This is a genomic window from Streptomonospora salina (assembly GCF_014204715.1).
Lineage (GTDB): Bacteria > Actinomycetota > Actinomycetes > Streptosporangiales > Streptosporangiaceae > Streptomonospora > Streptomonospora salina.
The window spans coordinates 4,667,941-4,683,664 of the sequence record NZ_JACHLY010000001.1 but is presented as its reverse complement, the minus strand read 5'-3'; the positions used below and the strand labels follow the sequence as shown (position 1 = coordinate 4,683,664).

Annotated in this window: 12 protein-coding genes; 6 read left to right on the top strand and 6 right to left on the bottom strand. The window is 73.0% G+C overall.

What is annotated here, in order from left to right; genetic code table 11:
- Positions 1-55: 55 nt before the first annotated feature.
- Entirely contained in the window at positions 56-1,321 is a 1,266-nt protein-coding gene (locus HNR25_RS21190; RefSeq protein ID WP_312862664.1) for an extracellular solute-binding protein, read from the bottom strand.
- A gap of 520 nt (positions 1,322-1,841) precedes the next feature.
- Here HNR25_RS21190 and HNR25_RS21185 point away from each other — a divergent pair.
- The gene (locus HNR25_RS21185; protein ID WP_184638028.1) at positions 1,842-2,861 is read left to right on the top strand and encodes a coiled-coil domain-containing protein; all 1,020 of its coding nucleotides are present in this window, start codon (positions 1,842-1,844) and stop codon (positions 2,859-2,861) included.
- A gap of 51 nt (positions 2,862-2,912) precedes the next feature.
- Here the strand turns inward: HNR25_RS21185 and HNR25_RS21180 are convergent, their stop codons facing one another.
- The gene (locus HNR25_RS21180) at positions 2,913-3,077 is read right to left on the bottom strand and encodes a hypothetical protein (RefSeq protein ID WP_184638026.1); all 165 of its coding nucleotides are present in this window, start codon (positions 3,075-3,077) and stop codon (positions 2,913-2,915) included.
- Positions 3,078-3,641: 564 nt separating this feature from the next.
- On the opposite strand from HNR25_RS21180, the gene HNR25_RS21175 reads away from it, so the two are divergent.
- The 4 genes from HNR25_RS21175 (at position 3,642) to HNR25_RS21160 (ending at position 9,578) form a co-directional block, all read left to right on the top strand.
- Positions 3,642-4,769, top strand: a complete 1,128-nt coding sequence (locus tag HNR25_RS21175) for a DUF3558 domain-containing protein (protein ID WP_246463798.1) — start codon at positions 3,642-3,644, stop codon at positions 4,767-4,769.
- Between the two features lie 799 nt (positions 4,770-5,568).
- Positions 5,569-6,924 (top strand): polysaccharide deacetylase family protein, encoded by a 1,356-nt coding sequence (locus tag HNR25_RS21170; RefSeq protein ID WP_312862663.1) that lies wholly within the window; start codon positions 5,569-5,571, stop codon positions 6,922-6,924.
- Positions 6,925-7,218: 294 nt separating this feature from the next.
- Complete coding sequence (locus tag HNR25_RS21165) at positions 7,219-7,830, top strand: DUF6461 domain-containing protein (RefSeq protein ID WP_184638024.1); 612 nt, start codon at positions 7,219-7,221, stop codon at positions 7,828-7,830.
- Between the two features lie 254 nt (positions 7,831-8,084).
- Positions 8,085-9,578, top strand: a complete 1,494-nt coding sequence (locus tag HNR25_RS21160; RefSeq protein ID WP_184638022.1) for a polysaccharide deacetylase family protein — start codon at positions 8,085-8,087, stop codon at positions 9,576-9,578.
- Between the two features lie 79 nt (positions 9,579-9,657).
- Here HNR25_RS21160 and HNR25_RS21155 read toward each other — a convergent pair whose 3' ends face one another.
- From HNR25_RS21155 to HNR25_RS21145, 3 genes are all read right to left on the bottom strand, one after another.
- The gene (locus tag HNR25_RS21155; protein WP_184638021.1) at positions 9,658-10,779 is read right to left on the bottom strand and encodes a quinone-dependent dihydroorotate dehydrogenase; all 1,122 of its coding nucleotides are present in this window, start codon (positions 10,777-10,779) and stop codon (positions 9,658-9,660) included.
- Between the two features lie 81 nt (positions 10,780-10,860).
- A complete protein-coding gene (locus tag HNR25_RS21150; RefSeq protein WP_184638018.1) occupies positions 10,861-11,784 on the bottom strand; it encodes a PAC2 family protein in 924 nt (307 codons plus the stop codon).
- 210 nt (positions 11,785-11,994) lie between these two features.
- Positions 11,995-13,782, bottom strand: coding sequence for an ABC-ATPase domain-containing protein (locus HNR25_RS21145; RefSeq protein ID WP_184638016.1), 1,788 nt, complete (start codon positions 13,780-13,782; stop codon positions 11,995-11,997).
- A gap of 636 nt (positions 13,783-14,418) precedes the next feature.
- Between HNR25_RS21145 and HNR25_RS21140 the strand changes: the two genes are divergently transcribed.
- Complete coding sequence (locus HNR25_RS21140; protein ID WP_184638014.1) at positions 14,419-14,931, top strand: hypothetical protein; 513 nt, start codon at positions 14,419-14,421, stop codon at positions 14,929-14,931.
- A gap of 224 nt (positions 14,932-15,155) precedes the next feature.
- Here HNR25_RS21140 and HNR25_RS21135 read toward each other — a convergent pair whose 3' ends face one another.
- Complete coding sequence (locus HNR25_RS21135; RefSeq protein ID WP_184638013.1) at positions 15,156-15,593, bottom strand: Lrp/AsnC family transcriptional regulator; 438 nt, start codon at positions 15,591-15,593, stop codon at positions 15,156-15,158.
- Between the last annotated feature and the right edge of the window lie 131 nt (positions 15,594-15,724).

The window sequence follows — 15,724 nt, the reverse complement described above, 5'->3', positions numbered from 1 at the left end:
GTGGTCGCCGCGTCACCGCCGAAGGGGAGGGGCCGGGCCGCCGGGCGGGGAAGCGTCAGCCTTCGCCGGTGGCGCGCTCGGCCTCTTGCAGAGCCGCCTCCCAGCCTTCCTCGGGCGAGGCCTGGCCCTGCTCGACGGACTCGACGGCGCTGCGGAACCCGTCGTCGATGGCCTGGGTGTCGGGGCCGAAGTAGATCGGCTCAAGCTCCAGGGCGGTGGCGCTGAAGATCTCGCCGACGGGGGCGTCGTTGAAGTAGCCCCGGGTGAATTCGGTGACCTTCGGGTCCTTCAGCGCCTCCGGGTTGGACGGCAGCAGGTTGGCTTCCTCCCAGGCACTGAGCTGTCCTTCCTTGCTGGTCAGGAACTTGGCCAGCTCGATGGCCATGTCCTGGTTCTCGGTCTGGGAAGGCACCGAGAGGAAGGAGCCGCCCCAGTTGCCGCCTTCGCCGGGGACGCTGGCGACGTTCCACTGGTTGGTGCCTTCGTCGCCGGCGGTGTCCTCGAGGGTGCCCAGCATCCAGGCCGGGCACGGCAGCGTGGCGAAGGCGTTGTTCTGGATGCCGGCGTTCCACTCCTCCGACCAGATCTGCAGGCTGCCGGACAGTCCGACGTCGGCCATCTCGGTCACGGTGTCGTAGGCGTCGCGCGTGGACTGCTGCTGCTCGATGATCAGCTCGCCGTCGCGGTTCTGGTACGGCTCGCCGCCCTTCTGGGCCAGGACCGCGCGGAAGTAGGGCTGGACCGTCGAAACGAAGGACGCGCCCGTCTCGGCGTCCATGAACTCCTCGCCGCTGGCGATGAAGTCGTCCCAGGTCTCCCAGGATTCGCCGAGCTCCTCCGGGTCGGTGGGCAGGCCGGCGTCCTCGAACAGCGGCATGTTGTAGCACATGCTCATCGAGCCGATGTCGGTGCCCAGACCCAGCAGGGCGCCGTCGGAGTTGTGGCCCTGGTCCCACTTCCAGGGCAGGAAGTTGTCTTCGAGCTCGGCACCGTTGTGGTCGTTGAGGTCCACGAACTGGTCGGACTGGGCGTAGAACTGCGCGACGTTGGCCTCTTCGACCATGACCACGTCGCCCGCGCCGCTTCCGGCGGCGAGGTTCTGCTGCAGCTGGGGCGTGTAGTCGGCCACGTCGGCGACGTTGCGCTCTTCGATGGTGACGTCGGGGTGCTCTTCCTCGAAGGCCTGGATACGGGCGTTGTAGCCCGGGGTCCCGAAGGTGTCCAGAACGAGGTTGATTTCGCCGCCATCGGCGGAGTCTCCTCCGCCACCGCACGCGGTAGCCAGGAGCAGCGCTCCGCTCCCCAGCATCGCGGTTGCCACCCTGGCACCGCGGATACGCTTAAACATCTGCGACCCCTTACGTCACACGAGGATTGAATACTGACCGCGTCCCCGTACCCCCTTTTGGGAGCGCTCCCATAAGAGAATCGGGTCACACCCCGTGGAGTCAATGCCCATACCCGCTGCCGAAACCCAACCGTTACCGGGGGCGCGACCTCGGAGGAGTCCCGCCGCTCCCCGGTCGCCCCGCGCGACAGCGCGTGCACGCCCCGGATCGGATATGCCCAGGGGACCGCGCCGTCCGGGGGCCGCCGCACCGGGAAGCGAGCGTGCCGTCCGCACTCGCCGGGGCGGCCTTCATACAATCGATGCGCGGCCCAAGTAAGGCCCGTCGATTGGCAAAGTGGAATGGTTACCCTTGCCTGCGGCAGGCTAAACACTTGACTGACCGCGGGCGCTCGGCGTCCCGCCCCTCCGCGCGGCGCCGAGTCAGGCCACGCATCCGACCGAGTACGCGCACCTCCCCCGGGCGGTGCCGCGCCAGCGAGGAGCGACTCACGTGGAGTCCGACCGACCCGACCGCGCGAACGACTTCGCCGATTTCTGGGCGCCCGATCCCCCGTGCCCTCGCGACCCCGACGACAGCCCCGGCCCGCACCGCGGCCTGCGCACGACCGCGGCCCTGGTCGCCGCCGCCCTGGCCGCGTGCACGCTGGGTTCGCTTCCCTCCAGCGCCGCGCCGCTGCCCGGCGATCCCAGCCTGTCGGATCTGCGCGACCGCGCCGACAGCCTGAGCGACGACTACCGGGGCCAGCTCAACGACATGAACGCGGTGGTGGAAGAGGCCGAGACCGCCCAGGAGCGTGCCGACAGCACCCGCGAGGAGGTCGACGAAGCCCAGGAGCAGGTGCGCCGGCTCGCGGTCGCCAGCTACACCGGCGGCGGTATCACTCCCGCCCTGGCGATGTTCGTCGAGGACGACCCCCAGGCCATCGTCGACCAGGCCCAGTTGGTGGGCCACCTCTCCGCCACCAACCAGGACAAGGTCGACCAGCTCGAACAGGCGATCGAGCGCGACGAGAAGGCGCAGGCGAACTCCGAGGAGAAGGTCGAGCAGGTGGAGGAGGACCTCCAGCAGTTGGAGGACCGCCGTGCCGACGTCCAGGAGATGATCGCCGACTACCCCGTACAGGAGATGCAGGGGCCCTACAACATCACCCCCCGCACCCAGCAGATGCGCACGCTGATCATCGAGAAGTTCGGCGAGAGCCCCGCAACCGGCGGTGTGGGCTGCTACCGCCCCGACGGCGGCTGGGTCGTGGGCGAGCACCCCAAGGGCCGCGCCTGCGACTTCATGGTCGACGACAACGGCCAGATGCCGCCGCAGGATCAGCGCGAACGCGGACAGCGGATCGCCGACTGGGCGCAGCAGAACGCAGAACGCCTGGGGATCATGTACATCATCTACCGCCAGGAGATCTGGGACATCCGCCGGGGCGGCGAAGGCTGGCGCCCCATGGAGGACCGCGGCAGCATCACCGAGAACCACTTCGACCACGTGCACATCTCGATGTTCTAGCCGCGGCGGCCGGTGCGCCGGTCCCGGAGCCGGGCACCGCGCCGGCCCGCTTCAGCCGCCCGTGGCGATAGGCCCGTAGAGCACCGACAGGCACCCCCCGAGCAGCACCAGCACCGCGACGACGGCGAGGATGAACACGGTCCAGGCGAGCGGACCGTATCCGCCGCGCCGCTGACCGGACGGCGGCCGGGAACCGGCCGGGTCCGACGATCGCATGGCGCACCTTCCCGCCCGGAGCCCGCCAGAGCCCGGGACTGTCCGACGGCGGAGGTTGTGAAGCGGTTTCCACCGTAGTACGGCACCGGTTTCCGGGCACCCCGCGCTGTTGCGATCGGGCAACGATCGCCGCGGCGCACCGGCCCGGTTCCCGGATCCGGGCCGGTGCCCGGATCCGGCGCGGCGGCCGCGCCACGGCCCCGGATCCCGGCCGTCCGCCAGGACACGAAAAGGTCCGTCCCCGGCACGAAACGGTGACGATGTCCCGCCGTCCTCCGCGCCCCGGCCGCGGACCCCGGCATACTCAGGAGCTAGGATGCGAGATCCCGGCCCTCAGGTCCGCACCGCCAACCGCGGACGACGGTCGGCTCGTCCGCGGCCGGGGCCGCGGAGGACCCGTGCCACCGGCGCGGTCATCACCGGCTCCCGGAACCGATTCCGGAAGCACGCGCGTCCCCCCTACGGCCCGCCCCGGCGACCGCGGGGGCGCACGGCGGTGGAACCAGGAGCGCGCCGACGCGCGTCTCAGGCAGCGTTTCGAACTCAGCTGGCGCGAGGGGAGTCATGAGCGACAACGGGCCCTACACACAGCCTCCGCAGTTCCCGGAGGGCGAGGGCGGATCCGGTGGGCAGCAGCCGCCGTACGGCGGCTACGGGCAGCCCGGCCCCGACCAGGGGGCGCCTCCTCCAGGCCAGCCCTACGGCGGCCCCTACCAGCAGCCGCCGCAGCAGCCCTACCCCCAGCAGCCGCAGGGGGGACCCTACGGCGACCCCTCGGGCGGCCAGCCCGGCTACGGCCCTCCCCCCGCCGGCTACGGGCCGCAGCAGCCCCCGCAGTTCCAGCAGCCGGCCGACCAGCAGATGTTCTCCGGCGGCCAGCCTCCCTACGGCCCGGGCGGGCCGGGCGGGCCCATGGACCCGGGGGGCGGCTACCCGCCGCCCAAGAAGAGCAACGCCGGCCTGTTCGTCGTCATCGGCGGCGGCGCGGTCATCGTGGTGCTGGTGATCGCCGTACTGGTCGTGCTGCTGCGCAACCCGGGCGAGGAGGCTCCGGCGGCCGACGGCGGCCCCGCGCCCGAGCAGCAGCCCAGCCAGGCGCCGCAGGACGAGCCCAGCGAAGAGCCCGGCGGCGACGAGCAGGAGGACGAGCCGGAGCAGCAGGGCGACGGCCCGCCCTATGCCCTGCCCGAGGAGCCGTGCTCGGCGATCCCCCAGGACGTCCTCTCCGACCACGGGATCCAGGACGGCAGCAAGAGCCTCACCGACTCCTCCTCCAACTGCAACTGGTACGTCGAAGGCGACGGCGAGACCTACGGCAGCCTGGCGCTCGGCTACGAGACGCCCTACGCCGGATCGGACTCGATCGAGGGCGCCAAGGAGGACTTCCAGACCAACGTGGACTACGCCACCGACGAGGACGACAGCTACAGCGAACGCGAGGTCCACAACCAGGAGGACGTGGACCTGGGCGACGAGGCGGTGCTGGTCTTCTCCACCGAGGTGGTGGTGGACACCCAGGACTCCGTGGCGACCCTGCTGATCCGCAAGGACAACGTGAACCTGGAGCTGCGGTACTCCCTCTCCCCCGGCCTGTCCGCCGGCGAGGACACTCCGGCGCCGCTGGAGTTCTCCGACGTCGAGGACCTGATGCACGACCTCGGCGAGGAGTCCCTGAGCCCGATCGGCGGCTGACCGAGACGGATCGGGCCACGACGAGGGGCGCGGCCGCGCGCGGCCGCGCCCCTTTCGCGTGTCCGCACGCCGCCGCGCCCGCGTGCCCGGCGGCGGCGCGGTACCGAGCCGAAGGCCGCTCCGTCCTCTCGCTTCACCGTGACCGGGACGGACGCCCCCGAATGCAGCCGTCGCCGGGAACGGTCGCCGATCGCGCGTTCGCCCGCAGGGCTCGGCCGCATTCCGAAAGGATCCCGGCAGCGACACGCACGCGAGAACGTGCACGCGCCGGCGGCGAATGCCATGATCGGTGGAACTGTCGTGGACGGTCCGGTGCCGTGCACCGTCGGAGCTCCCGGGCTCCCCGGCGGCCGGACGGGGCGCCGCCGGTGGCCCCGGTGTCGGGCACGGCCCGCCGATCGCCCCGGCGAACCCGGCGGCTGCCGGCCGCATCATGACACGCCATGTCGCCTGAACTGGTCTTTCGTGAATTCCCCTCCGCCGATGGACCGTGTTTCCGAATCGATACGCATTTCGGGGAACCGGCAGGATTCCCAGAGCGACACATTCGTCGGGACCCGAAAACAGACTCGTGAAGGACGCTCACCAGTTGAAGCACCTGTGCGTTGGCCAGAACCCGCCGCCCAGCCCGCGAGCTACTACGAAACGAAACCGAACGAACACGCTGAGTGCTTCAGCGGTCGCGCTGGCCCTGCTGGCAGCGGCCGGCTGCTCCGGCGGCGAAACGGATCCGGCTTCGTCGGACAGCTCGGCCACGCCGGAGGCCGCACCTGCCGAGGGCCCCGAGGACGCACCGACCGTGGTCGGCGCCGACCACATCCCGGGGCTGCGCGAGCAGACCACCACCGACAGCGTCGACGGCGTGGACGTCGAGCTGTCGTATCCGCAGATCCCCAACGCCGAACCGTTCGCGGAGCGGATCGCCGCACTCGCCGAGCAGGAGGCGCACGACTTCGCCGGCTCCGTGCCCGGGGCGGAGTCCTACACCGTCGACTGGCAGATCAGCGTCGCAGGCGGCAACGTCCTGGCCGTGCGCCTCACCCAGCGAGAGAAGGACGGCGACGGCGAACGGACCGGCCGTTCCACCTACTGGTACAACACCGAGTCCGGACGCACCGCCTACTCCACCGAGCTGCTCGACGGCCAGAGCCGGCTGGAGGAGCTGGACACTCTGGTCAAGGAGCGGATCGCCGACCGCGAAGGCGTCGACGCCGCACGCCTGTACCCCATCGCCGAGCTCTACGACTCCATCGGGTTCAACCCCGACGGCGACCTCGTGGTGGAGTTCGACGAGGGCCAGGTCGCGCCGGCGGATCAGGGCAGCGTCCACGCGGTGGTCCCCGAGAAGCAGGCCGACCCGCTGCTGTCGCCGTTCGGCGAGCGCGCGCAAGAGGCCGCCGTCGTGGTGACGCCCGAGTTCGAGATCACCAGCGCCGCCAGCGCCCCCAAGGACGGCGAGGACCCGGGCAACGTGCCGGGGATGCTGTCCACCGCGCCCGACGACGTCGACTGCCAGAGCTCCGAGGCCAAGTGCATCGCGCTGACCTTCGACGACGGCCCGGGCGGACGGACCCCGGAGGTTCTGGACGCACTGGCCGACTACGACGCACGCGCGACGTTCTTCGTCACCGGCGGCCCCGTGCGCGAGCACCCCGGGACCGTGCGCCGCACCTACGCCGAGGGCCACGAACTGGCCAACCACACGGTCCACCACCCGGACCTGACCTCGCTGGGCGAGGGCGGCGTCGCCGGCGAACTGACCACGGTCAACCGGCTGGTACGGCGCGAGACCGGATTCAGCATGGAACTCATGCGCCCGCCTTACGGCGCCACCGACGACGGCGTCGCCGACGTCGCCGCGGACATGGAGCAGGCGCAGGTGCTGTGGAGCATCGACACCAACGACTGGCGCGACCACGACGCGGGAATCGTCACCGATCGCGCCGTCGAGCGCGCCCGCCCCGGCGCGATCGTACTGATGCACGACATCCACGACACGACCGTCGACGCCGTTCCCCGCATCCTCAAGCGGCTCGACGGCAAGGGCTACACGATGGTCACGGTGTCGCAGCTGCTGGGCGCGACCGACCCCGGCGGGACCTACACCGACGCCGATCCGTCCCATCCCCCGCCCACGACGGAACCGTCGCCCTGACACCCGTCCGGGCCCGGGAACCGCCGGGCCGCGGAGACCGCGACCGATCCGGCACGGCACGGGACGTCCCGGGTGCGGGGCACCCCGTGTTCGCGCGTAGGGTGGTGCGCCGTGGCACAGGAACACCCCGCCGGATACCCGCCTACCCGCGCGGGGGCGGCCCAACCGTCCTCGGCGTGTCCGCAACCGGCCCGCTAGACAGGCGAGTACGGGGAACGTGAGTACCGAGAGCGGTCGTTCCCGATGACGAGAGCAGCCACCACAGCGTGCCCCGTGGACGTGAAGGGAAATCCGATGGCCGTTGCGTTGGCCCGCGACTACACCTGGTTGCGGGAGACCCAGCCGGACCTCGCCGAAGCGTTCTGCCTCTCCTACGTCCGAGGACTCGGCAAGACCGCCGCGCTGGGCCGCCTCGGCGTCGCCGAGCGCGATCTGCGCTGCTTGCCCATCGCCGAGGCGGTCGAGGCCGCCCTCTGCGCCTCCGACGACCGCCCCCCGATGACGGTGCACGCGCTGGCGATGGGCGGCTGGACCGTGATCATCGAGCCCACGGGCTGCCGTGCCACCCGGCCGGAGTGCTACCGCGCCCTCTCGGCCGAGACCGAGCTGGTGTCGGTGCGCGTACTGATGGGCCACCGCTACGAGTTCCGCTGGGTCATCGACGGCGTGCTGCAGACCTGTTTCGACGCCCGCACACCGCAGACGCGCCGCGGTACCCGCCCCGATTCGCTCGACGAGCAGATGAGCGCCGTCGGTCTGGGCGGTACGGCCGCCGAGTCCGACCCCGGCGCGGCGGTACTGGCTCTGGCCGACCGGGTGACCGGGGTGCGCATCCGCTCTTCGCACCTGGCCGGCCCGCTTCTGGGTGCGGAACTGGACACGGCCCTGCCGCTTACTCCGCGCTGACCGGCACCGCCTCCGTGCCCTCCCCGCGGCCCGGCCGGCGCCGGCCGGGCCCGCTGTGCGACGGCCGGGTCCGACCCCCCGTTGTCCCGGCGTGTCCGCTGACCTGATGTGGACACCTGCCGCGTCCCGGTTCTGCGGGACGGTCCGGTGTCCTACGTTTCTTGCGTAGACGTCGGCACGATCCGGGGGCCGGCGCGACCGGCCGCCCGGCCCGGCCGCGGTGCTCCCGGCCACGTGGAAGGAACCATCGGAGCATGCCACGATCCTCTGCCGGTGCGCCCCCGAACCCGCCGCGCGGGCGCGCCCGCCTCGCGGCGTGCGCCGCAGTGCTGGCCGCGGCCACCGGCTGCGACGCGCTCGCCCTGCCCGCTCCACCGCCCACCGCCTTCACGTCCTTCGCCGCCGACAACGTGCCCGGCCTGACCGAGCGGCCCGCGGGTGCAGACGCCGGAGGCGACGCCTATACCGTGCACGCGTCCGTGCCCCGGATCCCCGGCGCCGGGCCCCTCACCGAACGCCTCACCGAGATCGTCGACCGAGAGGCGGCCGACTTCCGCGACGCCTTCGACGACGCCGAGAGCCTGGAGGTCGACTGGGAGCTGACCGCCGCGGGCGCGGGGGTGATCGGCGTGCGCACGATCCGCACCGAGACCGACCACCGCGGCAGCCACGACGCGTTCTCCAGCTACTACTACGACGTCGGCACCGGCCGCACCGCCTACGCCACCGAGCTGCTGGCCGGCGACGCCCAGCTGCGCGAACTCGACGGCCTCGTCGCCGCCGCGCTGGCCGACACCCCGGCCGATCCCGGTCTGCTGCATCCCGGACTCCGGCTCTACGACTCCATCGGGTTCAACGCCGACGGCGACCTCGTGGTGGAGTTCGACGCCGGGGAGCTCGCGCCGATCGCCGAAGGGCGCGTCGCCGCCGTGGTCGCGGCCAGCGACGCGCAGCCGCTGCTGTCGGAGCTGGGCGAGCGCGTCCTGGACGCCTCGACCCGCGACCCGCACGCGTTCTCTGTGGATTCCGCCCCCGAGGCCGCGCCGACCGGCGGGACCGAGGTTCCGGGGACGCCCCCCGGCGGCGGGGACCACGCGTGCGGGACCGAGACCGCCTGCCTCGCCCTGACCTTCGACGACGGGCCCAGTGAGAACACCGGCGCGATACTGAAGATACTGGAGCGGCACAACGCGCGCGCCACGTTCTTCATGTCGGGCCAGGCGATCCGCGAGCGGCCGGCGGACGTCGGGCGTGTACGGACGGCGGGCCACGCCCTCGGCAGCCACGGTGAGACCCACGAGCCCTTCCCCGACCTCACCCGGGCCGAGCTGGATTCGGAGCTGGACGCCGTGGACGCGCTGGTGCGCCGCCGGACGGGAGAGCGGCCCGACATCCTGCGCCCGCCGTTCGGCGAAACCGACGCGGCGGTCGCCGAGGCCGCGGCCGAGCACGGCCAGGCGCAGATCGTCTGGGACACCGACTCCGAGGACTGGACCGGTATCGGCGCCGAGGAGATCGCCGCCAACGTCGCCGCCGTCACGCCGCCCGGCGGGCTGGTTCTGCTGCACGGCACCCGCGACACCACCGTCGCGGCGCTGCCGGAGATCCTCGACCGCGCCGAGTCGCACGGCTTGACCCTGGTGACCGTGCCCGACCTGCTCGGCGACACCGAGCCGGGCGCGGTCTACTACACCGCCGACCCGGCGGCCAACGAGGAGTGCATCCGCCTGGACGGCTGCCCGTGGTGACACCGACGGGGCCGGTCCGCAGCCGCTCGGGCAGGCTCTGGCGGTGCGCACCCCGCCCCGGCCCGCCCGCGGGGAGGGTTCAGCCTCCGTCGGCGGCCGGCGTGTCGGCCCCCACCGCCTGGGCGACCGAGCTGTAGCCGGCCGAGCGCACCAGCCGGGCCAGGCCCCGATGCATCCTGCGCGGCCACAGCGGCCCGCCGTAGATCAGACCGCTGTAGCCCTGGACGAGGGTCGCGCCGGCCCGGATACGCTCCCAGGCGTCCTCAGGCGTGGAGACGCCGCCGACGGCGACGAGCAGCAACCGGTCGCCGGCGCGGGCGCGCAGGCGCCGCAGGACCTCCAGCGAGCGCCGGCGCAGCGGTGCGCCGGAGAGCCCCCCGGCGCCGGCCGCGGCGACGTCCTCCGCCGGGCTGCTCAGACCCTCGCGCGCGATGGTGGTGTTCGTGGCGATCACCCCGTCCAGCTCCAGCTCGACGGAGAGATCGGCGACCGCGTCGACATCGGCGTCGGCGAGGTCGGGCGCGATCTTGACCAGGAGGGGCAGGGCGCCGTGCCCGTCGCCGTCCAACGCGGCGCGCACCTCGCGCAGCAGCGGCCGGAGGCGCTCCACCGACTGCAGGTCGCGCAGGCCGGGGGTATTGGGTGAACTGACGTTGACCGCCAGGTAGTCGGCGAAGGGCGCCAGCCGCCGTGCGCCGGCGACGTAGTCCGCCACCGCCTCGGACTCGGGCACCGTCTTGGTCTTGCCGATGTTGGCGCCGACCACCGGGCGGCGGCCGCCGCGCCGGGACCGCAGCGCCCGCAAGTGGTCGGCGGCCACGACCGAGCCGTGGTTGTTGAACCCCATGCGGTTGACGATCGCGGAGTCGGCGGTGAGCCGGAACAGCCGCGGACGGGGGTTCCCCGACTGCGGGTGGGCGGTGACCGTTCCGACCTCGACGTGGCTGAAGCCCAGGGCGGTCAGTGCCGTGACGCCCTCGGCGTTCTTGTCGAATCCGGCCGCCAGCCCCAGCGGGCCCGGCAGGTCCCGGCCCAGGGCCCGCACGGCGAGTTCGGGTTCGCGGGGGGCCAGAGCAGCGCGGAGGGCCCCGGCGGCGCCCGGCACCGCGGCGAGCCCGCGCAGCGCCGCGAAGCTCAGCCGGTGGACGGACTCGGCATCGGTGCGCCGGAGCACTGCGGAGAAGAGGAACTGGTACAGCACTGGCTTTCCGAATTCGTCGGGGCGGCGCGCCCGGCCCGCGGGGCCGGGCGCCGGTCTGCGGGCGGGTACCCGGCCGGGTGGTCAGCCGTCACCGCGCTCGCGGTCGGCGAGGAAGCGCTCCAGCTCGGCGCCGAGCTCGTCGGCGGTAGGCAGCTCGGAACCGTCCTCGCCGAACATCGGGGCGCCCTCCTCCCCGGCGTTCGCACGTGCAGCCATGAAGTCGTCGTACTGCTGCTCCAGGTTGGCGACGACGCGCTGCACCTCCTCGGAGGCTTCGACCTGCTGTTCGATCTCCTCGTCGGTCTGGCGCGCGGACTCCTCCAGCTCGGTTCCGGGCAGCGCCAGCCCGGTGGCGCCGGAGACGAACTCCAGCGCGGCGATGGCCGCGCGGGGGTACTCCGACTGGGCGAGATAGCTGGGCACGTGCACGGCGTAGCCGAGCGCGTCGTGCCCGCTCTCGCCGAGCCGGAACTCCAGCAGGGCGGCGGCGCTGGCGGGCACGTTGACGCGGCCGATCCAGGGAGTGTGGCCCGAAACCAGCTCGGTGCGGGTCGCGTGGGCGGTGGCCGTGGCGGGCCGGGTGTGCGGAACCGCCATCGGGATGCCCTGCACGCCCACGACCAGGGTGACCGCGAGCCGGTCGACGAGGTCGCGCACCGCCGCGGCGAAGGCCTCCCACTCGTGGTCGGGTTCGAGCCCGTGCAGCAGCAGGAACGCCGTTCCGTCGCCGTCGCGCATCTCGTACAGCGACAGCTTGGGCGGGGTGTATTCGGTGTAGGCGTTCTCGACGAAGGTCAGCACGGGCCTGCGGGAGCGGTAGTCCAGCAGCCGGTCGACGTCGAAGGCGGCGATCTCCTCGGCGTCGAACGCGGCGAACAACGCGTCGGCGGTCTGGCGACCGACCGTCCCGGCGTCCACGAACCCGTCGAGGACGACCAGCATCACCGTCCCGGCGGCGTTCTCGGCGCCGGAGCGGAGCTGGTAGAGGTCAGCGTGGTCACGCACCTGGCAGGGTCTCCATTCGCACACGAAGATGGCGGGGCGGCTGCGACACACGGCGGTCGCACGCGCGGCGGATGCACGGTCCAGAATAGTCGAGCGCGACTGCGGCGCCCGCAGCGGCGGTTCCGGTCCCGCACGCCGGGGGCGCCGCGGTCGGTGCGACTCCGGCGCCGGGCACGGTCAGCGGCGGCCCCTCCGGCGGGGGAAACGGCGTCACTCGTCCCCGTCCGCCCGGATCTGGCGCTGCACGCGGAGGCTGCGCAGCCGGTTCAGCGCGGCGGCGATCTCGTAGCGCCGCGGCAGCACGTAGTCGCCCGCGAAACCGCGGCCCAGCGCCGTCACGCCGTCGTCGCCCAGCCGCTCCTCCAGCGCGTCCAGCGCTTCGGCGAGCGTGTGCCGGCCGAGCAGGCCGTCCTCGGCGAGGCGGCGCATGGCCAGGCCCACGCCGATGATCTGGCCGGGGTCGACCAGCTGGGTGAGGCTGCGCACGTCGATGTCGTTCTCCCCGAAGGTGAGCACGTCCATGTCGCGGCGCTTGATGCGGGACTTGCCGCGCGCGGTGGCGTCCACGGAGCGGGCGTCGATCACGCGGTCCGCGGGTGCGCCGAAGTCGGCGTCGGTGCGTTCGGAAGCGAGTTCGCGGGCGCTGTCGGTGACGTCGTAGGGGCGGTAGCCGTCGAGCATGACGATCTGGTCGGCGACGTCGAAGTAGTCGCCGCTTCCCCCCATGACCAGCACCGTGGAGACCCCGTGGTCGCGCCGGAGCGGGCGGACCAGGTCGACGAAGGGGGTCAGCGGCTCGCGGTCGCCGTGCACCAGCCGCTGCATCCGGGCGTCGCGGATCATCAGGTTGGTGGCGGTGGTGTCCTCGTCGATGAGCAGGGTCCGCGAGCCGGCCTCCAGGGCCTCGGAGATGTTGGCGGCCTGGGAGGTCGATCCCGAGGCGTTCTCCGTGGAGAAGTCGGCCGTGTCCGCGCCGGTGGGCAGGTTGCGCACGAAGGCGCTGATGTCGGTGCGTTCGACCTGGCGGCCCTCTTCGGCGCGGATCTTGACGGCGTCGTCGCGCGAGACCACCAGCTCGCGGCCGTCTCCGGGCACGTGGTCGTAGGCGCCGCGTTCCAGAGCGTGCAGCAGCGTGGACTTGCCGTGGAATCCGCCTCCGACGATGAGGGTGATGCCCTCGGCGATGCCCATCCCGGTGACGGTGCCCGCGTGGGGCAGGTCGACGCTGACGCGCAGGCTCTCCGGGGAGCGGAAGGGCACGGCGCTGCCCTGCATGGGCAGGTCGCTGACACCGCTGCGGCGCGGCAGCACCGCCCCGTCGGCGGCGAAGGCCACCAAGCCCAGGTCCTCCAGCCGGTCGCGCAGCGCGCAGGTGTCCTCGACGGTGTCGGCGAAGGCGGCGGCCTCCGCGGTGTCGATCTCGGGCCAGCGCAGCGCGTCGACCATGTCGGGCAGCCGTTCGCACAGTTCGCGTTCGGCGGTGCCGCCGTCGATCCGGCGCCCGTGTCCGGGCATCTCGATGCCCAGTCTCAGGTGCAGGTCGCCGTCGCGGATCTGGCAGGAGGCGCGGTCCAGCACCTCCTGGCCGCCGGCGTCGATACGCAGCCGGGCGCCTTTGAGCTCCCGGTGGGCCCGGCGCACCAGGTAGTCGGCCGTGGCGCGGCGCCGCACGGGCGCGTGCCAGGCGTCGTCGGGCAGTTCGACGACGTCGGCGGGGATGCGTACGGACACGCGGGACGGCGGGGCGAAGGGGTCGGACTGCACCCGTTCGACGGTCAGGGTGAAGTCGGGGAAGGTCCAGTCGCCGGTCAGCGACTTGTAGCGGCCGTAGGAGGAGCCGTCCATCCGGCGCAGCTCCTCGGCCAGGCGGGCGTCGTCGCGGCGGCCGGTGATCTCGGGCTGGTCGCGGCGGCCGCCTTTGCCGCCGCCGGGACCGCCGCGCCGCTCCGGGCGTCCCCCGCCGTGGCGGGGCCCCTGGCCCCCGTACCGTCCAGGCATCGGTCGGATCCCTCCTGCATGCTCGGTCTCGTCCTCGTCCGGCGCGCCGCTCCCCCGGGCGGTCCGCGCTGTCCGCAGGCTGCGACCCGCGGCGCGCGGACGGCCGTGCGGCGCCGGTCGGGCCCGTGCCCGCCGGTACGGCCGCATCGGGTCGCGCTGCGGCCTCGGGTCCGGGTGCGCGCGGGTCGGCGGCCGCGGCCGTTCGCCAAGCCTAACGTCCAGGTGGCCGGATGCGGCCCGGCCGCCGTCCGCGGGGCGGACGACGCGGCTTCGCCGCCTCAGCGCTGTCCGCAGGATCGGAGGCCGCCGGCCGATCCCGGGCGGGCGGGGCGGGCGCGCTCGGCCGCCGCGGGCGCGGTGTGCACCGCGGGCCGCGTAGGGCCAGGCTGCGTGCGGTCCGCCGTACCGGTCGAACGGGAAGCGCATATCCGCGCCACCGCCGGTTCGGCGTCGATCCCCCGGAGCGGATTCCCGGCCGCCCCGGCTCCCCGTCGGACGCCCGTCTACCGGGCCGCTCCGATGCCGGTGGCAGCAGCCCAACCCGCGCGGCGGCGGACGCGCGGCGCCCGCCGGGTGAGTGCGTATCCGGTGCAGGTCACAGCGGCGTAAGGGGAACGGATGCCGGAATCCCGGCCATTGCGAACAGGAGATCCCGCAGCCGTCGGCCCGTATCGGCTGACCGGCAGGCTCGGCGAGGGCGGCCAAGGGGTCGTCTATCTGGGGACGGCGCCGGACGGCACCGAGGCGGCGGTCAAGGTGCTGAGCGCCGAGTGGGCGCAGGACGGCGAGGAGGACGAGGCGGAAGAGACCGAGGAAGCCGACGCCCCGGTGGTCTTCTCCCACGAGTTCGCCGGCCGCTGGGTGGGCCGCGGCACGTTCCCCAACGGGACCGAGCGCGGCTACGACCTCGTCATCGAGGAAGGCGGCGAGACCGCCGACCTGACCACCAGCGACCGGGCCTGCACCTGGAGCTTCACGCTCTTCCGGACCAACAACAAGGACGGCTACGACGGGTGGCTGGACACCGGCGCCGGCTGCGGTCCGCACAAGGGCGGGGGCTTCTGGATCGACGGCGGCCGGCTGGTGGTCATGCTCTGGGGCGAGGAGGGCAACTTCGAGTCGCACTTCTTCTGGCTCGACCGCCCCTGAGCCCACCGGCCCCGCTGGAAGCGAGCTCTCCCAGGGCCGCCGAGCCCACGCCGGGGCCGGTGCGCCGCACCGCCGTCGCGCTGCGGATCGGCTTCAGCGGGTGCCGACGGGGTGCGGCGGCGCTTGCTCCGCCCCGGTCCGGCCGAAGGCGGGGACCGGGGCGGCACCGGTGTCGGGCGTGCGCGCCCGGCCGCGGCCGGATGCCCGGACCGGTCTCCGGCCGGTCAGCGCAGAGCGGGCTCGTCGAGGATGAACATGGTCTGGGTGCTGCGCACCTCGGGGATCCGCTGCAGGCGTTCCAGCACGAAGGTGCGCAGCGCCGCGGCGTCGGCGACGCGCACCAGCAGCAGGAGGTCGACGTCGCCGGAGACCAGGGCGGCGTGGTCGACCTCGGGGATGTCCTTGAGGTAGTCGCGGAACCGTTCCCAGGAGTGCTGCTCGATGCGTACCGAGACGTAGGCGGCGAGCCCGTTTCCGTACTTCTCGTGGTCGACGACCGTCGTGAATCCGCGGATGACGCCGTCGGAGCGCAGCCGGTCGAGCCGGGCGTAGGCGTTCGCGCGCGAGATGTGGGCCTGCTCGGCCACCGCGCGGATCGACATGCGGCCGTCGGCGCGCAGCAGGTCGATGATCCGCCGGTCGACGTCGTCCGGACCAGCCATGTGTCTCACCTCACACCGATTCGACGGCCGCGCCCTGAGACGGATCGCCAGCATCGTCCGGCCTGTTCGGCCATCCGTCCACGTTATGCGCCCGATTATGGACATTGTGCCGAACGGGGCCGCATATTCAG